This window comes from Novosphingobium sp. BL-A-28-Hi1-0D, from assembly GCF_055521755.1.
The window spans coordinates 2,511,361-2,534,952 of sequence record NZ_CM145502.1; the positions used below are offsets into that span (position 1 = coordinate 2,511,361).

24 protein-coding genes are annotated in these 23,592 nt (G+C 63.8%); 17 read left to right on the forward strand and 7 right to left on the reverse strand.

The annotated features are described in order from the left end of the window. The first annotated feature begins 9 nt into the window (after positions 1-9). From ACZ1JW_RS12395 to ACZ1JW_RS12425, 7 genes are all read left to right on the forward strand, one after another. A complete protein-coding gene (locus tag ACZ1JW_RS12395) occupies positions 10-351 on the forward strand; it encodes an acyl carrier protein (protein ID WP_465140754.1) in 342 nt (113 codons plus the stop codon). Beyond that, positions 348-1,088 (forward strand): tRNA (guanosine(37)-N1)-methyltransferase TrmD, encoded by a 741-nt coding sequence (trmD, locus tag ACZ1JW_RS12400; RefSeq protein ID WP_465140755.1) that lies wholly within the window; start codon positions 348-350, stop codon positions 1,086-1,088. The genes ACZ1JW_RS12395 and trmD overlap by 4 nt, the downstream gene beginning before the upstream one ends. Positions 1,089-1,090: 2 nt before the next feature. Beyond that, positions 1,091-1,459, forward strand: a complete 369-nt coding sequence (gene rplS, locus ACZ1JW_RS12405) for a 50S ribosomal protein L19 (RefSeq protein ID WP_465123255.1) — start codon at positions 1,091-1,093, stop codon at positions 1,457-1,459. A 162-nt stretch (positions 1,460-1,621) separates the two neighbouring features. Continuing rightward, positions 1,622-3,880, forward strand: coding sequence for a S9 family peptidase (locus ACZ1JW_RS12410; RefSeq protein WP_465140756.1), 2,259 nt, complete (start codon positions 1,622-1,624; stop codon positions 3,878-3,880). 106 nt (positions 3,881-3,986) lie between these two features. After that, complete coding sequence (locus tag ACZ1JW_RS12415) at positions 3,987-5,012, forward strand: aspartate-semialdehyde dehydrogenase (RefSeq protein ID WP_465140757.1); 1,026 nt, start codon at positions 3,987-3,989, stop codon at positions 5,010-5,012. Between the two features lie 8 nt (positions 5,013-5,020). After that, entirely contained in the window at positions 5,021-5,776 is a 756-nt protein-coding gene (locus tag ACZ1JW_RS12420) for an alpha/beta fold hydrolase (RefSeq protein ID WP_465123252.1), read from the forward strand. Positions 5,777-5,874: 98 nt separating this feature from the next. Next, complete coding sequence (locus ACZ1JW_RS12425; RefSeq protein WP_465140758.1) at positions 5,875-6,351, forward strand: YbjN domain-containing protein; 477 nt, start codon at positions 5,875-5,877, stop codon at positions 6,349-6,351. A 257-nt stretch (positions 6,352-6,608) separates the two neighbouring features. On the opposite strand, the gene ACZ1JW_RS12430 is transcribed toward ACZ1JW_RS12425, so the two are convergent. From ACZ1JW_RS12430 to rpsF, 4 genes are all read right to left on the reverse strand, one after another. Then, complete coding sequence (locus ACZ1JW_RS12430; RefSeq protein WP_465123250.1) at positions 6,609-8,045, reverse strand: AMP nucleosidase; 1,437 nt, start codon at positions 8,043-8,045, stop codon at positions 6,609-6,611. Between the two features lie 161 nt (positions 8,046-8,206). Continuing rightward, the gene (gene rplI, locus ACZ1JW_RS12435; protein WP_465123249.1) at positions 8,207-8,803 is read right to left on the reverse strand and encodes a 50S ribosomal protein L9; all 597 of its coding nucleotides are present in this window, start codon (positions 8,801-8,803) and stop codon (positions 8,207-8,209) included. A gap of 12 nt (positions 8,804-8,815) precedes the next feature. Then, on the reverse strand, positions 8,816-9,040 hold the full coding sequence (gene rpsR / locus ACZ1JW_RS12440; RefSeq protein WP_011445073.1) for a 30S ribosomal protein S18: 225 nt from the start codon (positions 9,038-9,040) through the stop codon (positions 8,816-8,818). A 3-nt stretch (positions 9,041-9,043) separates the two neighbouring features. Next, positions 9,044-9,406 carry a 30S ribosomal protein S6 gene (gene rpsF / locus ACZ1JW_RS12445; protein ID WP_144906398.1) on the reverse strand — a complete coding sequence of 121 codons (363 nt, stop codon included), beginning with the start codon at positions 9,404-9,406 and terminating at the stop codon, positions 9,044-9,046. Positions 9,407-9,615: 209 nt separating this feature from the next. On the opposite strand from rpsF, the gene ACZ1JW_RS12450 reads away from it, so the two are divergent. Together ACZ1JW_RS12450 and ACZ1JW_RS12455 are read left to right on the forward strand one after the other, a co-directional pair. Beyond that, a complete protein-coding gene (locus ACZ1JW_RS12450) occupies positions 9,616-10,392 on the forward strand; it encodes an enoyl-CoA hydratase (RefSeq protein ID WP_465123248.1) in 777 nt (258 codons plus the stop codon). A 21-nt stretch (positions 10,393-10,413) separates the two neighbouring features. Next, entirely contained in the window at positions 10,414-10,836 is a 423-nt protein-coding gene (locus tag ACZ1JW_RS12455; RefSeq protein ID WP_465123247.1) for a hypothetical protein, read from the forward strand. Here ACZ1JW_RS12455 and ACZ1JW_RS12460 read toward each other — a convergent pair. Then, positions 10,808-11,965 (reverse strand): acyltransferase family protein, encoded by a 1,158-nt coding sequence (locus ACZ1JW_RS12460; protein ID WP_465140759.1) that lies wholly within the window; start codon positions 11,963-11,965, stop codon positions 10,808-10,810. The genes ACZ1JW_RS12455 and ACZ1JW_RS12460 overlap by 29 nt on opposite strands. Positions 11,966-12,247: 282 nt before the next feature. On the opposite strand from ACZ1JW_RS12460, the gene ACZ1JW_RS12465 reads away from it, so the two are divergent. Both ACZ1JW_RS12465 and ACZ1JW_RS12470 read left to right on the forward strand, forming a co-directional pair. Further along, positions 12,248-14,290: an EAL domain-containing protein gene (locus ACZ1JW_RS12465; RefSeq protein ID WP_465140760.1), complete on the forward strand. Its 2,043-nt coding sequence runs from the start codon at positions 12,248-12,250 to the stop codon at positions 14,288-14,290. 85 nt (positions 14,291-14,375) lie between these two features. After that, the gene (locus ACZ1JW_RS12470) at positions 14,376-15,317 is read left to right on the forward strand and encodes a DUF808 domain-containing protein (protein ID WP_465140761.1); all 942 of its coding nucleotides are present in this window, start codon (positions 14,376-14,378) and stop codon (positions 15,315-15,317) included. A 10-nt stretch (positions 15,318-15,327) separates the two neighbouring features. Here ACZ1JW_RS12470 and ACZ1JW_RS12475 read toward each other — a convergent pair whose 3' ends face one another. After that, positions 15,328-15,696, reverse strand: coding sequence for a PilZ domain-containing protein (locus ACZ1JW_RS12475; RefSeq protein ID WP_465123242.1), 369 nt, complete (start codon positions 15,694-15,696; stop codon positions 15,328-15,330). Between the two features lie 217 nt (positions 15,697-15,913). Here ACZ1JW_RS12475 and ACZ1JW_RS12480 point away from each other — a divergent pair, with 217 nt between their 5' ends. Next, positions 15,914-16,447 carry an N-acetyltransferase family protein gene (locus ACZ1JW_RS12480; protein WP_465123241.1) on the forward strand — a complete coding sequence of 178 codons (534 nt, stop codon included), beginning with the start codon at positions 15,914-15,916 and terminating at the stop codon, positions 16,445-16,447. A 63-nt stretch (positions 16,448-16,510) separates the two neighbouring features. Here ACZ1JW_RS12480 and ACZ1JW_RS12485 read toward each other — a convergent pair whose 3' ends face one another. Then, a complete protein-coding gene (locus tag ACZ1JW_RS12485; protein ID WP_465123240.1) occupies positions 16,511-17,953 on the reverse strand; it encodes a glutamate ligase domain-containing protein in 1,443 nt (480 codons plus the stop codon). Between the two features lie 86 nt (positions 17,954-18,039). On the opposite strand from ACZ1JW_RS12485, the gene ACZ1JW_RS12490 reads away from it, so the two are divergent. From ACZ1JW_RS12490 to ACZ1JW_RS12510, 5 genes are all read left to right on the forward strand, one after another. Further along, positions 18,040-18,861, forward strand: a complete 822-nt coding sequence (locus ACZ1JW_RS12490; protein WP_465123239.1) for an LD-carboxypeptidase — start codon at positions 18,040-18,042, stop codon at positions 18,859-18,861. A gap of 60 nt (positions 18,862-18,921) precedes the next feature. Then, the gene (gene fabD, locus ACZ1JW_RS12495; RefSeq protein WP_465123238.1) at positions 18,922-19,857 is read left to right on the forward strand and encodes an ACP S-malonyltransferase; all 936 of its coding nucleotides are present in this window, start codon (positions 18,922-18,924) and stop codon (positions 19,855-19,857) included. A gap of 4 nt (positions 19,858-19,861) precedes the next feature. Further along, a complete protein-coding gene (gene fabG, locus ACZ1JW_RS12500; protein ID WP_465123237.1) occupies positions 19,862-20,626 on the forward strand; it encodes a 3-oxoacyl-[acyl-carrier-protein] reductase in 765 nt (254 codons plus the stop codon). A 205-nt stretch (positions 20,627-20,831) separates the two neighbouring features. Continuing rightward, positions 20,832-21,959, forward strand: coding sequence for a DNA polymerase III subunit beta (gene dnaN / locus ACZ1JW_RS12505; RefSeq protein ID WP_465123236.1), 1,128 nt, complete (start codon positions 20,832-20,834; stop codon positions 21,957-21,959). A gap of 187 nt (positions 21,960-22,146) precedes the next feature. After that, the gene (locus tag ACZ1JW_RS12510; protein WP_465123235.1) at positions 22,147-23,589 is read left to right on the forward strand and encodes a methyl-accepting chemotaxis protein; all 1,443 of its coding nucleotides are present in this window, start codon (positions 22,147-22,149) and stop codon (positions 23,587-23,589) included. Positions 23,590-23,592 lie beyond the last annotated feature (3 nt).

Here is a 23,592-nt window from a genome sequence, read left to right on the forward strand (position 1 = left end):
TCCTCGACTTTGGACCGGGTCATGGAGATTGTCGCTGAACAGACAGGTGTGCGGCGGGATCGACTGACTTTTGCGTCTGCGATTGATCAGGATATCGGCATATCCGGTGGTGACGTCGAAGACCTTGCCGAAGCACTCGCGCAGGAGTTTGGCGATCAAGTGTGGCAATGGCCTTGGCAGCGTTTCGCTTTGCTCGATGAAGGCATATCCCCATTGGCTCCATTCTGGCTGGTCTGGCGCTTGATCACATGGCCGATCCGGGGGCGGCTTTTCGACCCCAGCCCCTACGAGCGGCTGGAGCTGGGGCACATTGCGAAAGTGATCGAAGCAGGCCATTGGCTGGAACCATGACCTTCGCCGCCACAGTCCTCACCCTCTACCCTGAGATGTTTCCCGGTCCGCTGGGCGTCAGCCTTGCGGGGCGCGCGTTGCGGGAGGGGACGTGGGCGATGGATGCGGTGCAGATCCGCGACTTTGCCATCGACAAGCACAAGACCGTCGACGACACGCCGGCAGGCGGAGGGGCGGGGATGGTGTTGCGGGTGGATGTGCTTTCCAAAGCCATCGACCATGCGCGGGAAGCGCACCCCGGCTGCCCGGTGATCGCAATGACGCCTCGGGGCAAGCCGCTGACGCAGGAGCGGGTGCGGGAGCTTGCCGAAGGGCCGGGCGTGATCGTATTGTGCGGGCGGTTCGAGGGTTTTGACGAGCGGATTTTCGAGGGACGCGAGGTCGAGGAAGTCTCGGTCGGCGACATCGTGCTTTCCGGCGGCGAATGTGCCGCGCTGATGCTGCTCGACGCTTGCATTCGGCTGCTTCCCGGCGTAATGGGCGCGGCTTCTAGCGGGCATGAGGAGTCGTTCGAGAACGGCCTCCTTGAATACCCGCACTACACCCGACCTGCTGAGTGGGAAGGGCGCACGATCCCTGAAGTGCTGCGATCGGGGGATCATGCGAAAATCGCGGCTTGGCGCAAGTCACAGTCCGAGATCGACACACGGTTACGCAGGCCGGACCTTTGGGAGCGCCACATCGGCGTTCGGGTCCAGTCTGCCTCTGGCGCGCAGCGTGAAGTGCAGGACGATTGAAAATGAACCTGATTCAGCAGCTTGAAGCTGAAGCCATCGCCGAATTCAAGGCGAAGAAGGAAATTCCGGACTTCCGCGCAGGCGATACCGTCCGCGTCGGCGTGCGCGTCGTCGAAGGCGAGCGTACCCGTATCCAGGCCTACGAAGGCGTGTGCATCGCGCGCTCGAACCGTGGCCTCGGCTCGAACTTCACCGTTCGCAAGATCTCGTTCGGCGAAGGCGTGGAGCGCGTGTTCCCGCTCTACTCGCCCAACATCGATTCGATTACCGTGGTGCGCCGTGGTGTCGTGCGTCGTGCGAAGCTCTACTATCTTCGTGGCCGCACCGGCAAATCGGCGCGTATTGCTGAGCGCAAGGTCACCAAGGCCTGAGCCCAAGGGACTAAACGCCGCGACACGGCTAACGTGTTAGAAAGGCGTCCTGGCTCAGAGCCAGGGCGCCTTTTCTGCTTTCATACGCAACCATTTCGGGCCACCTAGGCGCATCGCAAACATGCCCCGGTGACAAGCCGGGCCAGAGGATACCGAAAACCCATGCGTCATTTTCGCCTGCTCGCCGCCTGCGCGCTTTCAACCATCATCGCCGCGCCCGCGCTTGCCCAACAGGGATCACCGATGACCACTGCCGCGCCCGCTGAAGCCAAGAACCTGACGTTCGAGCGCGTTTTTGCCAGCCCGAGCCTGAATGGTCCGGCACCGCGCGCGGTGAAGCTTTCGCCCGATGGCCGCTACCTGACGCTGCTGCGCAACCGCGCCGACGACCGCGAGCGCTACGACCTGTGGGGCTTCGACCGCCAGACCGGCGAGTGGAAGATGCTGGTGGATTCGCTCAAGCTCTCGTCCGGTCGCCAGTTGACCGAGGCCGAGAAGATGCAGCGCGAGCGGCAGCGCATCGGCGATCTCAAGGGCATCGTGTCCTACGAATGGGCTGCGGACGGCAAGTCGGTGCTGGTGCCGGTGGACGGCGATCTGTTGCTGGCAGGTCTCGATGGCTCGGTGCGCAAGGTTGAGGGCACCAAGGGCGGGGAACTGACGCCGAAGCTCGGGCCCAAGGGGGAGCACATTGCCTTCGTGCGTGACCGGCGTTTGTGGGCAGGGCCGGTGACGGGCGCGGCGGCGCAAGCGATCACGCCCGAGGAGACGAACGCGGACGTCCATTGGGGCGAGGCCGAGTTCGTTGCGCAGGAGGAAATGAACCGCTTCAACGGCTTCTGGTGGTCGCCCGATGAAAGCCGCATTGCGGTCGAGCGCTTCGACGAGAGCATGGTCGGCGTGGTTACGCGCGCGGCGATCGGCGCGGAAGGCACCAAGACTTTCGACCAGCGCTATCCGGCGGCGGGCACGCCCAATGCCGAAGTCTCGCTCTATGTCATGGGTCCGGACGGTTCGAACCGGGTGCAGGTCGACCTTGGCGCGAACAAGGACATCTACCTCGCCCGCGTCGACTGGGCACCCGATGGCAAGACGCTCTACGTCCAGCGGATGAACCGTGAGCAAACCGTGCTCGACATGCTCAAGGTCGATCCCGCGACCGGCAAGTCGAGCGTGCTGTTCAGCGAGAAGGCAGCGGACAAGCACTGGATCGACCTGTCCGACAGCTACCGCTTCCTTTCGGACGGCAGTCTGGTTTGGTGGTCTCAGCGTGACGGGTTCGGGCACCTCTATCGCTTCAACAAGGGCAAGTGGAGCCAGCTGACCAAGGGCGAGTGGGTCGTTACCGGGCTCGTCGGCGTCGATGAGAAGGGCGGCAAGCTTTACCTCACCGGCACCAAGGACGACGTTCTGGCGCAACAGGTCTATGCGATGGACCTCAAGGCTCCGGGCAAGCTGACGCGACTGACCGAGCTCGGCTGGGTCAACGGCGCGAGCATGGACAAGAGCGGGCAGACGCTGATGATCTCGCGCTCGTCAGACGCGCAGCCGGCGCAGTCGTACATTGCCGACACTACCGGCAAGCGCCTTGCGTGGATCGAGGAGAACAAGGTTGCAGGCGCGCACCCCTATGCGCCCTACCTTGCCAGCCATCGCCCTGCACAGTTCGGCACGATCCCGGCGGCTGACGGTACCCCGCTGCACTACATGATGATCACGCCGCCGCTGGAGCCCGGCAAGAAGTACCCCGTCTTCACCTACCACTATGGCGGGCCGACCGCGCAGGTGGTGGGCAAGGGCTTCCAGGGTGCGCTGGCGCAGGCGATTGTCGACAAGGGTTACATCTACTTCGCCATCGATAATCGCGGGTCGGAGAACCGTGGCGTGAAGTTCGCCTCGGCGCTGCATCATGCGATGGGCTCGGTCGAGGTCGAGGACCAGCTGGCAGGCGCGATGTGGCTTAAGAAGCAGCCGTTCGTCGATGCTGACAAGATCAGCACTTTCGGCTGGTCCTATGGCGGATACATGTCGATCAAGATGCTCGAGGCCAATCCGGGCGCCTATGCGGCGGGCATCGCCGTGGCGCCGGTGACCAAGTGGCAGATGTACGACACGACCTATACCGAGCGCTATCTTGGCGACCCGACCAAGCTGCCAAAGGTTTATGAAAAGTCGAACGCGCTGGCCGAAACGAGCAAGATCAGCGATCCGCTGCTGATCATCCACGGCATGGCCGATGACAACGTGGTGTTCGAGAACGCCAGCGCGATTATCGCCAAGATGCAGGCCGAGGCGGTGCCGTTCGAGATGATGCTCTATCCCGGCTACACCCACCGCATCAGCGGCCCGAAGGTGAGCCAGCACTTGTACGAGACGATTTTCCGCTTCCTTGACCGTAATGGCGCGGGGAGCGGGAAGTAGCCTCACTTCATGGGCCTAAAGCCCAAAACACTTGGCTGGTCGGAACCAGCCGCTAGAGCACGGCCCGTCCGCTGAACGAAGGGCGGGCCGCAGGAAGGGAATGGAAATGGGTTACCGGGTTGTAGTGGTCGGCGCGACGGGGAATGTGGGCCGCGAGATGCTCAACATTCTGGCCGAGCGCGAGTTTCCCTGCGACGAGATCGCGGCAGTCGCCTCGCCGCGCTCGCAGGGCACCGAGATCGATTTTGGTGAGACCGGCAAGAAGCTCAAGGTCCGCAACATCGAGAACTTCGACTTCACCGGCTGGGACATTGCGCTCTTCGCCGCAGGTTCGGGCCCGACCCAGATCTATGCCCCCAAGGCTGCCGCTGCAGGCTGCGTGGTGATCGACAACTCGTCGCTCTACCGCATGGACCCGGACGTGCCGCTGATCGTGCCTGAGGTGAACCCGGACGCCATCGACGGCTACACCAAGAAGAACATCATCGCGAACCCCAACTGCTCGACCGCGCAGCTGGTCGTGGCCTTGAAGCCGCTCCACGATGCCGCAAGGATCAAGCGCGTCGTCGTTGCCACCTACCAGTCGGTTTCCGGCGCGGGCAAGGAAGGCATGGACGAGCTGTTCGAGCAGAGCCGCGCGATCTTCGTGGGCGATCCGCTCGAAGCCAAGAAGTTCACCAAGCAGATCGCGTTCAACGTGATCCCGCACATTGACGTGTTCCTCGACGACGGTTCCACCAAGGAAGAGTGGAAGATGGTTGCCGAGACCAAGAAGATCCTTGATCCCAAGATCAAGCTGACCGCGACCTGCGTGCGCGTGCCGGTTTTCGTCGGCCACTCCGAAGCGGTGAACATCGAGTTCGAGGACGAGATCAGCGCCGAGCAGGCCCAGAACATCCTGCGCGAAGCTCCCGGCGTCATGCTGATCGACAAGCGCGAGAACGGCGGATACGTGACCCCGGTCGAATGCGTTGGTGACTATGCCACGTTCATCTCGCGCGTGCGTGAAGATCCGACCGTCGACAGCGGCCTTTCGCTGTGGTGCGTGTCTGACAACCTGCGCAAGGGTGCGGCCCTCAACGCGGTGCAGATCGCCGAACTGCTCGGCCGCCGCCACCTCAAGAAGGGCTGAGCCATTCCATGACGGCAGTCACCACCGAGTCCTTCCCCGGCCACGGCAGCGCGCCGCTGGCGCTGCACCGGATGGGGCAGGGAAGGCCGGTGGTGCTGCTGCATGGGCTGTTTTCCTCGGCTGAGGTCAACTGGATCAAGTTCGGAACGGCAGCGCAACTGGCAGAGGCCGGGTTCGAATGCTTGATGCCGGACTTGCGGGTGCATGGGCAGAGCGCCGCGCCACACGATCCCGACGCTTATCCGCAGGACGTGCTCGTGCGCGATCTGGAAGCTTTGGTTGCGCATCTTGGCCTCACGGACTTTGACCTCGTCGGCTTCTCGCTCGGTTCGCGCACCTCGGCGCGAGCGGTGATTGCCGGGATGCGACCGCGCAGGCTGGTGCTTTCGGGCATGGGGCTCGAGGGTCTTGCCGGATGGGCGCGGCGGCAGGATTTCTTCCTCGACGTGATCGACCGGTTCGGCACGATCAAGCGCGACGACCCCGCCTATTTCTCGCAACAGTTCCTCAAGACCATGGGCGTCGATCGCGTGGCGGCGCGCCTGCTTCTGGGGACGATGGCCGATACCGATCCGGCCGAGCTTGCCGCGATCACCATGCCGACGCAGGTGCTGTGCGGCGATCAGGACAACGACAACGGCTCTGCCGAAAGGCTGGCGCAAGTGCTGGCCGATGCCGTGCTGACCTTCATCCCCGGCACGCACATGAGCTGCGTGACGCGGCCCGAAATGGGGCGCGAACTGGTCGCTTTCCTGCGCGACTGAAAAAGGCTGCAAGACCCCCTTGCCGACCTCAGGCATTGGTGGCAGCTTCCCTCCATAACGAACGGGCCGACAAGAGCTCTCTCGGGATTGAGGATGCAATGATTTCAAGGAAGCTGCTTGCCGCGATGCTGGCAGGCGTTCTGGTTCCCGCAGCTGCCAATGCTGCGACGACCGTGTCCGCCGTAAAGCCGGACAGCGTTGCCGAAGCGCTCAAGAACCTCGGTTACACCGCAGAACTTGCCAAGGACGCAAACGGCGATCCCCTGATCAATACCGAGATCGGCGGCTGGCAGGCGGCCCTGCTGTTCTACGAATGCAACGAGAAGACCCACGACAGCTGCCAGTCGCTGCAGTTCGTTGCCAATTTCACGCCGGAGAAGAAGTTCACCGCAGAAGATGCGGTGCGCTTCAACCGCAACACCCGCTTCGCCTCGGTCTCGCTGGGCAAGGACGACGGGGTGATGATGACCTGGGACGTGGTGACCGGAAAGGGCATCGACTTCGAGGTCTTCTCGAACTCTGTCGACATGTTCCGCTCGGCCATGGACACGCTCGGCACCGAAGTTTTCAAGTAACGGAGCCCGCCCCGGCCACCCCGGGTGCAGGGACGCAACCTGGGCAATCCGCGAGCAGGGCTAGCTGCTCCGGGTTGCCTTTTCGTTTTGGGTGTTGGGCTAGTTGACTCGTTCTGCGCGGCTGGGTTCGGGTGCCACGGCAGAGGTTATGGGCCCCGGCCTTCGCCGGGGTGACGAGAAAACTGACCATATCTCACCACCGTCACCCCGGCGAAGGCCGGGGCCCATGACGTTTCAGAAACAGACCACCCATTGCCTCAACGGAACGGCGGTTCGTTGAACGCGCGCAGCTTGCGGCTGTGGAGGCGGGGGCCTTCGCGGCGCAGTAGGTCGCAGGCGGTGGTGCCGATGGCGAGGTGTGCGGCGATGGCTTCCTCGTAGAAGCGGTTGGCCTGCCCCGGCAGCTTGATCTCGCCATGCAGGGGCTTGTCCGAGACGCACAGCAGCGTTCCGTAGGGCACGCGGAAGCGATAGCCCTGGGCGGCGATCGTCGCGCTTTCCATATCGATGCCGACCGCGCGGCTGAGCGACAGGCGGCGGGCGGAGTGGCTGTAGCGCAGTTCCCAGTTGCGATCATCGGTGGTGACGATGGTGCCGGTGCGCATGCGCTTCTTGAGATCTGTGCCGCCTTCGCCCGAGACGAGTTCGGCCGCCCTCTGCAGCGCGACCTGAACTTCGGCGATGGCGGGAATGGGGATTTCCGGTGGCAGCACCGGATCGAGCACGTGATCGTCGCGCAGATAGGCGTGGGCGAGCACGTAGTCGCCGATCTTCTGCGTGGGTCGCAGGCCGCCGCAGTGGCCGATCATCAGCCAGGCCTCGGGGCGGAGCACGGCGAGGTGGTCGCAGATCGTCTTGGCATTGGACGGGCCGACGCCGATGTTGACCAGCGTGATGCCTGACTTGTCCGGCGCGACGAGGTGATAGGCGGGCATCTGGTGCCGCCGCCATGCGGTGTCGGACAGGCGCCCGCGAGCATTGTCCGTCCGTGCGTCGAGGCTCAGGCCACCTGCGCCGGTGAGCGCGATGTAGCTCTCGCCATCGATCTGCTGGCCCGCCCAGTCGACGAATTCGTCGACATAGCGATGATAGTTGGTGAACAGGATGTAGCGCTGGAAGTCTTCGATCTGCGTGCCGGTATAGTGCGCGAGGCGGGCGAGGCTGAAATCGGTGCGCAAGCCATCGAACAGTGAGAGCGGCATCGGACCGTCACCGACGTTGTATTCTCCATCGGCAATCTCGTCGCCGATATGGGCAAGGTCGGTGGCCGGGAAATGCTTGGCCAGTTCCGGCGGGCTGACCCTGCCGATCTGTGCGCCATAGGCTCCGTCGAGCACGTAGGGGAAGGGGATTTCCTGACGTGACCGACCGACTTCGATGCGCACGTTGTAGGATGAGCGGATCAGCTCGATCTGTTCGGCCAGGTAATCGGCAAACAGGGTGGGGCGGGTGACCGTGCAGGCATAGTCGCCACGCTGCGTCAGCCGCCCGAAGGCGCGCCCTGTGGATTCGTTGTCCGGATCGTTTTCCAGCCTGATGCGCAGCTCGGGATAGCAGTAGCTGCCATCGTGGCGCTTGTTGATCGAAGGGGTGGCGCCGGTGTTGGCATAGGCTGCGATGTCTTCGCGAAGCTGGGCAACGGCGCTGTCGTAAAGGCGGGAAAGTTCGGCGAGGATCGTTTCGGTTGTAGCCATCGGGCAAGTTGTAGCGCGGCTTTGTTGCACTGCAAAGAAGCGTGGCGAAAAAGGGCGTTTGCCGCTGCACCAACCAAGTCGCCCCAACCAAGTCGCCCCAACGAAAAAGGGGCGCCCCGAAGGACGCCCCCAATTCAGTTTGCCGTAGCGGTAGCGAAGCCTCAGGCTTCTGCTTCCTCGCTGCCTTCCAGCAGCTCGGCCGGGATTTCACCGGGTTCCGCATTGGGATCGTAGGCTTCGGTGAAGCCGCCGACTTCGGTGTCGAACATCGCGTCGATGACGTTGACGCCCTGCGACTGCAGAGCGGCTTCGTCGGCCGAACGGGCGACGTTGACCTTGACGTTGACAGAGACTTCCGGGTGCAGTGCGACCTTGACGGTGTACACGCCCAGCGTCTTGATCGGGCGCTCCAGCACGACCATCGACTTGGTCACCTTGGCGCCCTGTTCAGCCAGTGCGTCGGAGATGTCGCGGACCGAGACCGAGCCGTAGAGCTGGCCGGCGTTCGACGAGGCGCGGATGAGCACGACTTCCTTGCCTTCGACGTTGGCCGATTCGACCTTGGCGTCTTCACGGCGGGCGGCGTTTTCGGCTTCGATGCGGGCGCGGTTGGCTTCGAAGACCTTGCGGTTGGCTTCGTTGGCGCGCAGGGCCTTCTTGTTGGGAAGAAGGAAGTTGCGTGCGTAGCCGTCCTTCACGGTGACTTCGTCACCGATCGAACCCAGCTTCTCGATGCGCTCGAGCAGGATGATCTGCATGGGTAGCGCTCCTTACTTGACGATGTAGGGCAGGAGGCCGATGTGCCGGGCGCGCTTGATCGCCTGGCTCAGCTCACGCTGCTTCTTCGCCGAAACGGCGGTGATGCGCGACGGGACGATCTTGCCACGCTCGGACATGAAGCCCTGAAGCAGGCGCACATCCTTGTAGTCGATCTTCGGCGCGTTCTTGCCCGAGAACGGGCAGCTCTTGCGGCGACGGAAAAACGGACGAGCCATGTCTTATTCCCCTTCGCGTTCGCGGCGGCGGCTGCGCTCGCGGTCGTTCTTGCGCATCATCACCGACGGACCACCTTCATGCTCGTCAACGCGGACGGTCATGTAGCGGATCACGTCTTCGTTGATCTGCGTCTGGCGCTCGAGCTCGGCGATGGTGGCGCCGGGAGCTTCGATGTTCAGCAGGACGAAGTGTGCCTTGCGGTTCTTCTGGATCTTGTAGGCCAGCGAACGGAGGCCCCAGGTCTCGGTCTTGGTGACCTTGCCGTTGTTGCTCTCGACGATTTCGGTGGCGGCGGCGGCAAGCGCGTCAACCTGAGCCTGGCTCAGATCCTGGCGAGCCAAAAAGACATGCTCGTAAAGCGGCATGCTTTGTGCTTCCTTATCTCTCTAACCGATCGCTGGCTGATCCGCGGGATTGCGGGGCCCCTCCGGCTTTCTTGCATTTCACTGGCCAGATGCCGGTGAAGGGGCGGCGCTTAGCGATTCTGGCACGGAAAGCAAGCGCGATCTTGTCGTCTGGGCTCTTGCCAAGCCTCCGTGTAGTGCGTTTAATCGTCCCCTTAAGGGAGATTTCGATGCTTGTGAAGATCGAACGCGATGGCGCGGTTGCCGTGGTCACGCTCAATCGTCCGGAAGCGATGAACGCGCTGTCGTCTGCGCTGCGGGCTGAACTGGCGCGGGTCATGCGCGAGGTTGATGCCGATGAGGGCGTGCGCGCTGTGGTTCTGACCGGCGCGGGTGAGCGGGCCTTCACCGCCGGACTCGATCTCAAGGAGCTTGGCGCAGACACCTCCAATCTCGGCGATGCCAACGCTGCTGAGGCAACGCGCAATCCGGTCAAGGCGGTGGAGCAGTGCCGCAAGCCAGTGGTCGGCGCGATCAACGGCGTGGCCATAACCGGCGGCTTCGAGCTGGCACTCGCCTGCGATGTGCTGATCGCTTCCGAAAACGCGCGCTTTGCCGATACCCATGCGCGGGTCGGGATCATGCCGGGCTGGGGGCTGTCGCAGAAGCTCTCGCGGATGATCGGAATCTCGCGGGCGAAGGAGCTCTCGCTCACCGGCAACTTCATCGACGCCGGGCAGGCGCTGGCGTGGGGGCTGGTCAATCGCGTCGTGGCACCGGCCGACCTGCTTCCTGCTGCGATTGCGCTGGCGCAGGACATGGCAAGCATCGAGCCGCGCATGACAAGCGCCTACAAGCAGCTGATCGACGATGGCTATGCGCTTCCCTTTGGCGAGGCGCTGGCGCTGGAAGCGCGGGTTTCGACGGCGATGAACGGCAAGGTCGACGCCGCCGACGTCGAAGCGCGCCGTCTGGCCGTGATCGAGCGGGGGCGGTCGCAAGGATAAGGAAAGCAAGGGAGAGGGGCAATGACGATGGAACGCAGGCTCGTGGCTCTTGGAGCCCTGTTGCTCATGGCGGGAATGCTGACCGGTTTCGTTTCGGGAGCCCTGGCCAATCCACGCATGGGTCTGGTCGCGCATCTCGAAGGCCTGATGAACGGCATCCTGTTGATCGCGCTCGGAGCGGCATGGCGGCATGTCCAGCTGGGTGCCAGCGCGGAGCGGTGGGTCTGGGGCCTGCTGCTCTTCGGCACCACGGCCAACTGGTTCGCGACGCTTCTTGCCGCGATCTGGGGCGTCGGCAGCCTGACCATGCCGCTCACCGCTGCAGGACACACTGGGGCCGACTGGCAGGAATGGCTTGTCGGAGGCCTGCTGTTCGCGCTTTCCTTTGCGATGGTGGGCGCCTTCGCGCTGATAATCAGGGGCGTGTTGGCGCAGCGGGACTGAAGCGCTGCTCTTCAACAGTGCGCGGTGATCCGCAGAACAGGATCGACGTGAGATTGGTCGAACGCACGGCCAGATAGCTCGCCACGGCCATGAGCAGTACGGCCGAGGCGCCGAGCAGCCATTGCCCTTCCGGTGGAAGCGGCAGGCTGCGGGCGTGCGGCAGTAGCATCATCGCCCAGACGAGATGGAACAGGTAGATCGCCAGTGCGCCGTCGACGAAGAACGTCACCACGCGGCTCGGCCCGCGTATGCTCCACGCCAGAAGCCGGAACAGCGCCAGCGACATGAGGTAGGCCAGCGGCAGTTCGAGTGCGCGCAGCACCAGCGTGCCTGCAAGATCGGGATAGATATCCTTGCCGAGCGCCGGACGGATCAGCGGATCGAGCGGGATATAGGGCACCAGCAGCAGGACGATGCCCGGAACGATCCACCGGCTGCGCAGTGCAAACAGGCTTTCGCCAATGCGGCCATGCCAAGCCACTATGCCAAGAGCGAAGCCCGCAGCATGGAACACGAATTGCTGCCACAGCAGCGTCTCGCTTGGCGCGTTCGGAATTGGCGGGACTTGCTCGCTGGCATAGCGCACCAGTCCCCAGGCGCCGAGCAGGCCGAGCAGGACCAGAGCCCCTGGACCTGACAGCAGCATTGCCCGCTGCATCCGCTCGCCCGGTTGCAGCCAGCGCATCGGCACGGCGGCGTAAGTCAGGCAGAACCCTAGCAGCACGACGAGGAACCAGAGGTGGTCGAGTGCGAGCGGCAGGCCTAGGAAGGTCGGCGATGTCTTGCCCAGCAGGCTGTCCTGCAGTTGGTATTGCAAGGCGCCCAGCGTGAGCAGGCTGGCAAGGAACGGCAGGCCAAGACGGCGCGTCCGCTCGACAATCCAGGCCTTGGTACCCTTGCGCTCGCGGATCATGCCCGCGAAGTATCCGGCCAGCATGAAGAAGGCGAACATGCGGAAGACGTGGGTGATCGAGGCCCATCCGCCGATCAGCAGAGATTGCTCGAAGTCGGTCGCCGCAGGATCGCTCTCGAAGATCGCCTTGGTCGCCACGTGGAACGGCAGGCCCAGCAACAGCAACAGCGCGCGGGCCGCGTCGAGGTGGTGCAGGCGTTTGGCGGGCGGCGTCATCGCCGGCGCTCTAGCGACATTGTGGCGCGCGCGCGAGATGGTGTTTTCACAGAGACGAGGCTGGGGTGGTCCCGGGCGTTAGGCCGAAAGTAACCGGCTTCGTTTATGCGGGCACGCTGCACATGGTGCAACTTGCAAGGCAAATGCCGGAATACAATGGCGGTAAGAGGAATCTTCAGAAGACTGGTTAGGCAGGGCAGCGTGGACAATAGCCACGCTTCCGAACCTGCGTCCGTCCGATCTGAAGCGGCCGATCTCGATCCTGCGTTTCGCCTCTCCGTCATGAGCGAGTTCGAACGCTCAGGCCTCGGCTGGCTTTGGGCGACCGACGCTGAAGGGCGATTGAGCTATATCTCTCCGGCGGCCATCGCAGGCGCATCGGCTTTGATTGGCCGTCCTTTCACCACGCTTGTCGAAACCGACAGCGATGCGGCGCAGGAACAGTCGGCCCGAACGCTTGGCTTCCAGCTTTCCGCGCGCAGCCGGATCGCCGACCTCATCGTCCGCCTTGCGGTCGACAAGGAGGATGGGAGGTGGTGGTCCCTTTCCGGACAACCCCGCCTGTCGGAGGACGGCAGCTTCGTCGGCTACACCGGGTTCGCGCGCAACGTTACCCGCGAATACACCCGCAAGCGCGATGACGAGCGCGCCGCCGAATACGATTCGCTGACCGGCCTGTACAACCGCCATCGTATGACCCGCAGGCTTGACGCCGTGCTTGCCGCGTTCCGCCCGGCGGGGCGCTGCTGCGGCCTGCTCATGCTCGATCTCGACAAGTTCAAGCACGTCAACGACACGATGGGCCACCCCGCCGGCGACGAACTCCTGCGGCAGGTGGCCGAGCGCCTGCGCAAGGTGATCGGCGAGCGGGGCGACATCGGACGCCTTGGCGGGGATGAATTCCAGGTAATCCTTCCCGATCTCGACGATCGCGGACGGCTGGGAGAGCTTGCCGCCAAGATCATCCAGATGGTGTCGCAGCCTTATGCCATTGGCGGAAAGCGCGCGGTGATCGGGACGTCCGTCGGCATCGCGGTATCCCCGCACGATGGCGAAGATCGCGAAGCGCTCGTCGCCTCGGCCGACCTAGCGCTCTACGCGGCAAAGAACGGCGGGCGTGGCCAGTTCCGCTTCTTCTCGGCAGACCTGAAGGACGAGGCGCAGGAGCGCACCGTGCTCAATCAGGACTTGCGCGAAGCGTTGACCCGCGACGAACTCGAACTCCATTACCAGCCCGTGGTCCGGATTGCCGACAGCTACGTCGTCGGCTTCGAGGCGCTTTTGCGCTGGAATCATCCCGAGCGGGGGCCAATTCCGCCCTCGCTGTTCATTCCGATTGCCGAGGAAAGCAACCTGATCGTGCCGCTGGGCGAATGGGCCTTGCGCAAGGCGTGCGAGGATGCGGCGAAGTGGCCCGACAACGTGCGGCTGGCGGTCAACGTCTCGGCGGTGCAGTTCGCAGTGCCAGGCTTTGTCGGATCGGTTGCCTCGGCACTCGCCGTCAGTGGGCTCGATCCGGAACGGCTGGAGCTGGAGCTGACCGAAACCGTGTTCATGCGCGAAAGCGAGGCGGTGGACGAGACGTTTGCGGCGCTCAAGGGCCTTGGAGTTCGCCTGGCACTGGACGATTTCGGTACCGGCTATTCGTCGCTCAGCTACTTGCGCTCGGCCCCGTTCGACAAGCTCAAGATCGATCGCAGCTTCGTCGAGACCTGCGCGGCGAAAGACAACAACAGCGCCAAGATCATCTCCGCCATTCTCGGGCTTGCCGATGCGCTCGGCATGGAGACCACGGTCGAGGGCGTCGAGGCCTTCGACCAGCTGGACGTCGTGAAGAAGCGCGGCGCGAAGCTCGTGCAGGGGCACCTCTTTGCCCGTGCCATGCCACTGGCTGAGGTCGAGACGAAGCTTGCGAGCGGCGATCTCAAGCTGGAACCCAGCGGACCGAAACGCCATCGCCCCGAGCGGCGCTCGGTGTTCCGCCGGGTCACCGTTATCCACGAAGACCATCGTTACGAAGCAGTCATGCGCGATCTTTCACGGACCGGTGCGCGTATCGATGGCCTGCTGGGGGTTCCGGTCGGCACGAGTCTGGTGGTCGATCTGGGCGGCGGTCAACTCGTCGTGTCAATGGTCGTGCGATCGGAAGAGGCGGTTATCGGCGTCGAATTCGAGCAGTCTCTGACCAGCGATGGGGCAGGAGGCCTCTGCACCCGGCACCGCGTCCCGCCCTCGACGCTGGCTGCAGCTTCGGCGGCTGCCGAACCCAAGGGCAAGCCCCGTTTCATTCAGGTTGCAGTGCCGGGATCGCGCGACAGGACGTAAAAAGCCGCTTCGGGACCCTTGCGCTCCGTCGGTCGTTACCGCACATCTGCGCCGCGATCGCATTTCTCAAGGACGTTTCCCGCTCATGCCCTCCGGCCTAGTCGCCCTGCTCGACGACGTTTCCGTCATTGCCCGTGCTGCCGCTGCTTCGCTTGACGATGTGAGCGCCGCCGCTGCCAAGGCGGGGACCAAGGCTGCAGGCGTGGTCATCGACGATGCGGCGGTGACCCCGTCCTACGTCACGGAGTTCACGCCGGACCGCGAACTTCCGGTGATCGCCCGCATTGCCCGGGGCAGCCTGTTCAACAAGCTGGTCATACTGCTTCCGGCCGCGCTCCTGCTTAGCGCGTTCCTGCCCGGTGCGATCACGCCGCTGCTCATGGCGGGCGGTTTGTTCCTGTGCTTCGAAGGCGCCGAGAAGGTGATCGAGAAGCTCGGTGGCGAAAGGCATGGGCAGACGTTGGAAGACCACCCTACCGATGCCACGACGTTCGAGAACGAGCGCGTTTCCGGTGCGGTGCGGACCGACCTCATTCTCTCGGCCGAGATCATGGCGATCGCGCTGGCTGAAGTGTCCAGCGAAGGCATTGTCCAGCAGGCGCTCATCCTCGCGGTCGTCGGTATCGCGATTACCGTGGCTGTCTATGGCGCGGTCGGCCTGATCGTGAAGATGGATGACATCGGCCTGCATCTGGCAAGGAAGCCATCCGCTCTCGCCCGCAGCACGGGTGCATTCCTCCTGCGCGCCATGCCGGTGCTGTTGTCGCTGCTCGCAACGGTCGGCACCGCAGCGATGCTCTGGGTTGGAGGCGGCATCATACTGCACGGCCTGGAAGTTCTCGGCGTGTCCGGCCCTGCCGGCGTTGCCCATGCCGCCCAGCACGCGGTTGAACATGCTACAGGAGCGCTCGGCGGCGTGCTCGGCTGGCTGACTTACGCCGTGTCGTCAGCGCTCGTCGGGCTGTTGCTAGGCAGCATCGTTGCATTTGTCGTCCACATGATCGGCAAGGCGCGGGGCAAGCACTGATCCTGCCGCATCAGGCGGCGTGGCGGACGGGCGCCAGCTTGGGCGCGTTGCCCTCGCGATAGTGCCGGATCGCGAACTCGCTGACGAGCGTTTCGAATACATCGTCATGCAGGCGATGCTCGAACTCGAGACCCGAAACCCGGTCGCGGCTCCACACCACGAAGGCGAGCTTGGGCTGCAGGCCCGGGAGCATCAGGTAGATCGGCTCGTCGACCCGCATTTTCTCGAGTCCCTCGATCCGTGCGCCGTAAGGATTGAGATCCTTAAGCATGACCGTTGACCGTGTTGCACCACGCTTGCAGCGCACGGGAAGCTCGATTCCGACGCGCGGCGCGCGGCGCTTGGCATCGTGTTCGTCCGCATGATTTTCGAGCCACATGGCAAGTCCTCCTGATGCGTTAACCACATGCGTAAGAACGACCGGATTCCGCCAACTTTCAGGGGCAGGTGCTTTTTCATGCTTCGCGCGTCCCTCGCAAGCGGGGCGGCGTTCTTTGCAAGCGCATAGCCGAAGGCGGTTGCGCTGGATCAAGTCCGGAGTTGCGGCCGGTGGTAACAGGTCGGTCGACTTCAAGCATCTCGGAGGAGACCGACCAATGACCTGTGCCACGCTCGCGGACCTTGCGCCGCATCGTATCTATGAGACCCGTGACGGCACCAAACTCGATGTGCGGTCTGCCTTCGCCGAAGATGAACCCGCACTCGAAGCGTTCTTCGAGCGGGTCAGGGACGATGATCGCCGGTTCCGCTTTCTCTCGGCTGCGCGACATGTCGGGCATGATCAACTCGCACCGCTGACCCACTGCGATCACTGGCGTACCGAAAGCTTCCTGGTGTTCGAACATGAGACCGGCGCACTGGTCGCTTCGGCCATGCTTGCTTGCGATGCGAGGATGGAGACTGGCGAGATCGCCGTTTCGATCGATGGTGATTATCGCGGCCGGGGCATTGGCTGGGCGATACTGGATATGCTCGGCGAGGAAGCGCGCAAGCGCGGCCTCAAAAGTGTGATCTCGATCGAGGACCGTGACAACCACGCGGCAATCGAACTGGAACGTGAGCGAGGATTCGTGCCCCACGGCATCGAGGGCGATCCTCATCTGGTCCTGCTGGAAAAGCGCTTCGACTGAGCGCCATCGGGGCGTGTTCGCGTCAACCGGCGGACGGGGCTCAAACCTTGTCCGCCGTGCAGGTCAGGACAATCGGTCCAGTATCTCGCGTGCGAATCTGGCGAGCGTGTCGTCTCGTGCGCCCATCACCACGATCCGGTCGCCGGGGCGGGCGAGTTCGACGATCCTGTCGGCACAATCGGCGCGCGACGGGACATGTTCGGCAAGTCCGCCATGCTCGCGGATCATCGCCACGATCCGCTCGGAACCGACCGAGCGGTCGACCGTGCCGCCGAAATAGACCGGATCGCACAGGATCGTGATGTCATCGGGCGAAAGCCGCGTGGCCAGAACTTCGGCCAGTTCGTGCCCCATCTGCCGCAAGGGGCCGTAACCGTGCGGCTGGAAGAATGCGATCACGCGCCCCGGATGGGCTTTGAGCGTGGCGAGGGTCGCCGCGACCTTCTCGGGATTATGCCCGAAATCGTCGATCACCGTCACGCCTGAAGCTGACGTGCCGACAATGTCGAACCGGCGGGCAAGGCCTGCAAATCCGGCAAGCTGCGCCACGGCCTCGTTCATCGGGATACCGGCGGCTGTTGCTGCCGCTATCGCCGCCAGCGCATTGGCAAGGTTATGCCGCCCCGGCACCTGTAGTGCGAGCGCATGCACCGAACCGTCGCGCCGGTCGATTACTCGCGCAGAAATGCTTGTCGGGCCTTCGCTTACGCTGCCTTCTTCGACCGAGATCTGCGCTTCGGTACCAAAGCCGAATGTCACTACACGGCTCGCACGCCCGATCAGGCCCATGCTCTCGGCATCGTCGGCATTGATCACCGCGACCTTTGCCCGCGCGACGAAATCCCCAAACAACGCGCGCAGTTCTTCGAGACTCTTGTGATCGAGACTTACATTGTTGAGCACGGCGACTTCGGGGTCATAGAGCGCGATAGAGCCGTCGCTTTCGTCCACTTCCGAAACAAATGCCTCGCCTTGCCCGACCCGGGCAGAAGCAAACGGGGCATCGGGCGAGACGAAGTTCTTCATCACCGCGCCGTTCATGATCGTCGGATCGCGGCCCGCGCCGCTGAGGATACAGCCGATCATGCCCGTGACCGTGGACTTGCCGCTCGTGCCCCCCACCGCAATGCCCTGCGGCGCGGCGTTGAACAGGGCCGAGAGCAGCTGCGCGCGGCTCATCCGTGTGCAGCCCAGCGCCTTTGCGCGGACCACTTCGGGCACGGTGTCTTCCACTGCCGCCGAGGCGACAAGAATCTGTTCGGCTGAAGTGATCCCCGATCCGTCCTGCGGAGACAGTGCAAACCCTAGGCTTTCGAGCCAGGCGAACTTCTCCGGCGTCCGCCCCTGATCGCGGCTGCGGTCGGACCCGGCAACCCTGGCGCCCATGCCGCGCAGGATCAGCGCCAGCGGCAGCATCCCCGATCCACCGATGCCACAGAAAAACCAGTCGCGATCGGCAAGATCGCTCGGCGTGAGAGAGGGGGCTGGGGGCACGGCGTCGGTCATGACTATCCGGTATGCGCCCGCGCCGCCGGTGACAACCACCCGATTGCCGCTTTTACCGCATGGACGAAACCGGCTAGGGATGGGGCGTGACCCGACGCATCGCCATCTGCGCCCCTTCGACGCCGTTCACCCGCGATGATGCGGCCCGTGTTTCTGCCCTTGCGCAAGAAGAGTTTCCGTCGCTCGAACTTGTCTTCGACGACCAGTGCTTTGCCAGCGAGGGCCATTTCGCCGGACCGGATGCCCGGCGTCTCTCGGCCTTTGTCGAATGCGCCAACGACCCGGCTTTCGATGCCGTATGGTTCGTTCGCGGCGGATATGGTGCTAACCGCATCGCGATGGACGCGCTCCCGCTGCTCGAAGCCGCGGCCTACGACAAGCAATATCTTGGCTATTCCGATGGCGGCACGCTGCTTGCCGCGCTGTACCGCGCGCGCATCGGTCGTTCTGTCCATGCCCCCATGCCGGTGGATTTGCGCCGCGAGGGCGGAGAGGCAGCGGTGCGCCGAACGCTCGGCTGGCTGTCCGGATCGCGTGACGGGCTCGAGCCGTCACTTGCTGATGGCAGACCTGCCGTTGCCTTCAACCTGATGACGCTGGCCATGCTCTGCGGGACACCGTTCATGCCCGACCTTTCCGGCCATGTCGTGATGGTCGAGGAAGTGGCCGAATACCACTATGCGGTGGACCGCCTGCTGTTCCACGTGACCAATAACCTTGCTTCCACCGGCATTGCAGGCCTGCGCCTCGGTCGCGTCAGCCAGGTGCCCGAGAACGACCGGCCCTTCGGCTGCGAAGTGGAGGAAATGGCCCGTCACTGGTGTGCCCGGACAGGCATTCCGTTCCTCGGTTCGGCCGACATCGGTCACGACATAGACAACAGGATCGTCCCCTTCGGGCTTGCCTGAAACGGGCGGCGGCAATAGGGCGCGCGACCAATGTATCAGGGCGCGAAACAGGAGAGTTCGATGCGAGCATTCGTTTTCCCGGGGCAGGGCAGCCAGAAAGTCGGCATGGGCCTCGAACTAGCCGAGGCGAGCGCCGCCGCGCGCGAGGTGTTCGAGGAAGTGGATGACGCTCTCGGCCAGAAGCTCTTCCAGATCATGAAGGAAGGCCCCGAAGACGTTCTCACCCTTACTGAAAATGCCCAGCCCGCGATCATGGCCAATGCCATCGCCGTGCTGCGCGTGCTCGAGCGGGAAGGCGGCATCACCCTTGCCGAGAAGGCCGATTTCGTCGCCGGCCACAGCCTCGGCGAATACACCGCACTCTGCGCCGCTGGCGCCTTCAGCCTTTCCGACACCGCTCGTCTGCTCAAGCTGCGCGGCCAGTCGATGCAGGCTGCCGTGCCGGTCGGGCAAGGCGCAATGTGTGCGCTGCTCGGTGCCGACATCGAGAAGGCCACCGCTCTGGCCGAAGCCGCAGCCGAAGGCGAAGTCTGCACGGTAGCCAATGACAATGACCCGACGCAGGTCGTGCTGTCGGGCCACAAGGCCGCGATCGAGCGCGCGGTCGCGCTGGTCAAGGACCACGGCATCAAGCGCGGCGTGCTGCTGCCCGTCTCGGCCCCGTTCCATTGCCCGCTGATGCAGCCCGCTGCCGATGCGATGGCCGAAGCCTTCGAAAAGACGCCGCCCGCTGCGCTGCGCGTGGCCCTCTTCGCCAACGTCACCGCATCGGTCGTGACAGACCCTGCCGAAGTGAAGCGTCTCCTCGTCGAACAGGTCACGGGCCGCGTCCGCTGGCGTGAAAGCGCCATTGCAATGAAGGATGCGGGCGTCGAACAGTTCATCGAACTCGGCGGCAAGGTCCTCGGCCCCATGATCAACCGCTCGGTCGCCGACGTCTCCGTCACCAGCGTGATCGGCATGGCCGACATCGAAGCCATCCTCAAGGAGCTGTGAGCCCATGGAAAACCGCCTTTTTGACCTGACCGGCATGACTGCCCTTGTGACCGGCGCAGCCGGTGGCATCGGGTCTTCGATCTGTCACGCGCTCGCCAAGCAGGGGGCACGTATTGCCTTGTCCGGCACCAACCCGGCCAAGCTGCGCGCCTTCCGCGAGGAGCTGAACGACACATACGGTCACGATCACGTCGAGATCACCTGCGACCTGTCGAACACCGAGCAGGTCGAGCATCTCGTGCCCGCCGCGATGGATACGCTCGGCAAGCTCGACATCCTCGTCAACAACGCCGGCATCACGCGCGACAATCTTGCCATGCGGATGAAGGACGAGGAGTGGGACGCGGTCATCCGCGTGAACCTCGAAGCCGCGTTTCGCCTGATGCGCGCCGCCACCAAGCCGATGATGAAGGCCCGTTTCGGCCGGATCGTCACCATCACCAGCGTCGTCGGCGCGACCGGCAATCCGGGGCAGGTCAATTATGCCGCAGCCAAGGCGGGCCTCGTTGGCATGTCGAAGTCGCTGGGGCAGGAACTCGCCAGCCGCGGCGTGACGGTCAACTGCGTCGCCCCCGGCTTCATCCGCACCGCGATGACCGACGTCCTGCCCGATGGCCAGAAGGACGCGCTCAATGCCCGCATCCCGATGGGCCGCATGGGCGAGGGCTCGGACATCGGCGCGGCTGTTGCCTATCTCGCCTCGAAGGAAGCCGGCTACGTCACCGGCCAGACTCTGCACGTCAACGGCGGCATGGCGATGATGTCCTAGGGGATCTCGTAATTCGCCGTTATGGGCTGAATCAGGCGGTTTTATCCCCAACTTAGGGCGCAAGGGCGGGGCCGGTGCTTGCCGAGCCTCGCCTCTGCGTTAAGACAGATAGTCCGAACCATACGCCGGGGAGCGTGATTCCCCGGTTCAGCCATATTCACGGGGGCAGGCTATCGGCCCAATCCCCGGGGGGATCGAGACGAGAATGAAGGCGACGATCGAACGCGCGACGCTCCTGCGCTGCCTGTCCCACGTCCAGTCGGTGGTCGAACGCCGCAACACGATTCCGATCCTGTCGAACGTGCTGATCGAGGCTGCGCCCGATGGCACGGTCCGCCTGATGGCGACCGACCTTGATCTGCAGATCGTGGAAACGATGGCCGCCGTCTCGGTGGAATCGGCAGGGGCGATCACCGTCTCGGCGCACCTCCTGTTCGACATCGCCCGCAAGCTGCAGGACGGATCGCAGGTCAGCCTCGAAACGTCCGACAACCGCATGATCGTCAAGGCCGGGCGAAGCCGCTTCCAGCTGCCGACCCTGCCGCGCGATGATTTCCCGGTGATTGTCGAGGGCGACCTGCCGACCAGCTTCGAGATTCCGGCGCGAACGCTGGCCGAACTGATTGACCGCACGCGATTTGCGATCTCAACAGAAGAGACGCGCTATTACCTCAACGGCATCTTCCTCCACGTTTCGGACGATGCCCAGCCGGTGCTCAAGGCTGCAGCGACCGATGGCCACCGCCTCGCCCGCTTCACCATCGCCCGCCCCGAAGGTGCGGAAGGCATGCCCGACGTGATCGTCCCACGCAAATGCGTGGGCGAGCTGCGCAAGCTATTGGAAGAAGTGCTGGATTCGGCTGTGCTGATCGATCTTTCGGCCAGCAAGGTCCGCTTCACCCTTGGTGGCGAAAACGGCGTCGTGCTGACCAGCAAGCTGATCGACGGCACGTTCCCCGATTACAGCCGCGTCATTCCCACCGGCAACGACAAGCTGCTCAAGCTCGATCCGCGTTCATTCTTCGAGGGCGTCGATCGCGTGGCGACCATTGCCACCGAAAAGACCCGCGCGGTCAAGATGGCGCTCGAAACCGATCGCGTGACGCTGTCCGTGACCAGCCCCGACAATGGCACCGCCGCCGAAGAACTGCCCGCGAACTACACGTCCGCCGGGTTCGAAATCGGCTTCAATGCCAACTATCTCAAGGACATCCTCAGCCAGATCGATGGCGACACGGTGGAACTGCATCTTGCCGATGCTGGCGCGCCCACGCTGATCCGTCGGGACGAGAAGTCGCCGGCACTCTACGTACTTATGCCGATGCGAGTCTGATCTCTGCCAGACATGTCCTAAAGGGCAGGTTGACAGAGATTGTTGTAATTTCAGGGTCCTGCGGCTCGGGTCACCAGGGGGCAAAGATTAACGGGTGGCAACAACCTGCACAGTATTGCCACGCCGATAGCCCTTTCGCTGATCTTCACTGCCAAGCGCGATTGTTTCCGGACGAGGAGCAACGCGCATGGCGAAGAATTTCACCGATCAGGAAATCTCGAAGAAGCTGGCCTTCTTCAATATTGGCAGTGCAGACATTGCGCGCTTTGGTTCGCTGGGTCGGACAATGGCACAGCATGCGCCCGCCGCACTGGATCAGCTCTACGACCAGATTGCCGCAACTCCCGAAACGGCAAGGTTCTTCGGCTCGCGTCAGATGATGCGCCATGCGCGCGACAAGCAGATCGAGCACTGGGCGGGCATGTTCGGCGGAAAGCTCGATCGCAGCTATTTCGACAGCGCCGAACGCGTCGGCAACGTCCACGCTCGCATCGGCCTTGAACCTGGATGGTACATCGGTGCCTACGCCAGCGTGCTGGAGCGCATCATCGACAAGATGCTCTCCGGGTCGGGCAGCTTCCTGCGGCGCCGCAATGCCGGAGCGGAAGTCGCTTCGATGGTGAAGATGGCACTGCTCGACATGGAGGTTGCTATCTCGTCCTACTTTCGCGCCGAGGAAGCGGCACGCGTGGCTGTGATCGATGAGGTCAGCTCTGCACTGCAAGGCATGGCAGAGGGCGATTTCGCAACGCATGCTCCTGATCTCCCCAATGCCTTCGCGGAACTGCAACGTCACCTCGACGATATGCGCCGACAGGTCTCGGGCGCGCTTGGAGATGTGGCCGATACTTCGAGCGCAGTGGGCGTTGGAGCACGCGAGATCAGGCAGGCCTCCGACGATCTCGCTCGACGGACCGAGCAGCAGGCTGCCAGCCTCGAAGAGGCGTCCGCCGCGATGACGACGCTCGCCGCCACGGTCAAGACGACCGCTGACGATGCGTCTCACATGCATGATTCCGTGCAGCAGGCGCATGGTGAAGCGCTCAAGGGCGGGGCCGTCGTCAGTGAGGCGGTTCAGGCCATGAATGACATCCACAACTCCGCGCAGGAGATCGGCAAGATCATCTCGGTGATCGACGGGATCGCCTTCCAGACGAACTTGCTGGCGCTGAATGCCGGGGTCGAGGCCGCGCGTGCCGGGGATGCCGGGCGTGGTTTTGCCGTCGTGGCGACCGAAGTCCGCGCGCTTGCCCAGCGCACGGCGGATGCAGCGCGCGATATCAAGCATCTGATCACGGCCAGTTCGACCCAGGTCGAACGCGGTGTGAGCCTCGTCGGCCAGACCGGCGAGACATTTGCCCTGATCGTCGAGCAGGTCGGTCACGTCGCCAGACTGGCCAGCAGCATTGCCGCAATGGCGCAGGAGCAGGCGGGCAGCATCGGCCAGGTTCGCGAGACCGTGCGCGAGATGGACACGATGACCCAGCAGAATGCCGCCATGGTCGAAGAGGCGACAGCGGCTGCTCGCAGCCTCGCCGGAGAGGCCACGCGCCTCGCTTCGCTGGTTGACCGCTTCCGGCTCGAAGGCGGCGCCGAGGCCGGTCCACCCGGCCTGCGTCACGCCGCCTGAGGT

Bases quoted from the DNA above. Each gene is read 5' to 3' on its own strand.
- trmD (WP_465140755.1), top strand. From the start codon at position 348: ATGACCTTCGCCGCCACAGTCCTCACCCTCTACCCTGAGATGTTTCCC.
- rplS (WP_465123255.1), top strand. From the start codon at position 1,091: ATGAACCTGATTCAGCAGCTTGAAGCTGAAGCCATCGCCGAATTCAAG.
- ACZ1JW_RS12410 (WP_465140756.1), top strand. From the start codon at position 1,622: ATGCGTCATTTTCGCCTGCTCGCCGCCTGCGCGCTTTCAACCATCATC.
- ACZ1JW_RS12415 (WP_465140757.1), top strand. From the start codon at position 3,987: ATGGGTTACCGGGTTGTAGTGGTCGGCGCGACGGGGAATGTGGGCCGC.
- ACZ1JW_RS12420 (WP_465123252.1), top strand. From the start codon at position 5,021: ATGACGGCAGTCACCACCGAGTCCTTCCCCGGCCACGGCAGCGCGCCG.
- ACZ1JW_RS12425 (WP_465140758.1), top strand. From the start codon at position 5,875: ATGATTTCAAGGAAGCTGCTTGCCGCGATGCTGGCAGGCGTTCTGGTT.
- ACZ1JW_RS12430 (WP_465123250.1), bottom strand. From the start codon at position 8,045: ATGGCTACAACCGAAACGATCCTCGCCGAACTTTCCCGCCTTTACGAC.
- rplI (WP_465123249.1), bottom strand. From the start codon at position 8,803: ATGCAGATCATCCTGCTCGAGCGCATCGAGAAGCTGGGTTCGATCGGT.
- rpsR (WP_011445073.1), bottom strand. From the start codon at position 9,040: ATGGCTCGTCCGTTTTTCCGTCGCCGCAAGAGCTGCCCGTTCTCGGGC.
- rpsF (WP_144906398.1), bottom strand. From the start codon at position 9,406: ATGCCGCTTTACGAGCATGTCTTTTTGGCTCGCCAGGATCTGAGCCAG.
- ACZ1JW_RS12450 (WP_465123248.1), top strand. From the start codon at position 9,616: ATGCTTGTGAAGATCGAACGCGATGGCGCGGTTGCCGTGGTCACGCTC.
- ACZ1JW_RS12455 (WP_465123247.1), top strand. From the start codon at position 10,414: ATGACGATGGAACGCAGGCTCGTGGCTCTTGGAGCCCTGTTGCTCATG.
- ACZ1JW_RS12460 (WP_465140759.1), bottom strand. From the start codon at position 11,965: ATGACGCCGCCCGCCAAACGCCTGCACCACCTCGACGCGGCCCGCGCG.
- ACZ1JW_RS12465 (WP_465140760.1), top strand. From the start codon at position 12,248: ATGAGCGAGTTCGAACGCTCAGGCCTCGGCTGGCTTTGGGCGACCGAC.
- ACZ1JW_RS12470 (WP_465140761.1), top strand. From the start codon at position 14,376: ATGCCCTCCGGCCTAGTCGCCCTGCTCGACGACGTTTCCGTCATTGCC.
- ACZ1JW_RS12475 (WP_465123242.1), bottom strand. From the start codon at position 15,696: ATGTGGCTCGAAAATCATGCGGACGAACACGATGCCAAGCGCCGCGCG.
- ACZ1JW_RS12480 (WP_465123241.1), top strand. From the start codon at position 15,914: ATGACCTGTGCCACGCTCGCGGACCTTGCGCCGCATCGTATCTATGAG.
- ACZ1JW_RS12485 (WP_465123240.1), bottom strand. From the start codon at position 17,953: ATGACCGACGCCGTGCCCCCAGCCCCCTCTCTCACGCCGAGCGATCTT.
- fabD (WP_465123238.1), top strand. From the start codon at position 18,922: ATGCGAGCATTCGTTTTCCCGGGGCAGGGCAGCCAGAAAGTCGGCATG.
- fabG (WP_465123237.1), top strand. From the start codon at position 19,862: ATGGAAAACCGCCTTTTTGACCTGACCGGCATGACTGCCCTTGTGACC.
- dnaN (WP_465123236.1), top strand. From the start codon at position 20,832: ATGAAGGCGACGATCGAACGCGCGACGCTCCTGCGCTGCCTGTCCCAC.
- ACZ1JW_RS12510 (WP_465123235.1), top strand. From the start codon at position 22,147: ATGGCGAAGAATTTCACCGATCAGGAAATCTCGAAGAAGCTGGCCTTC.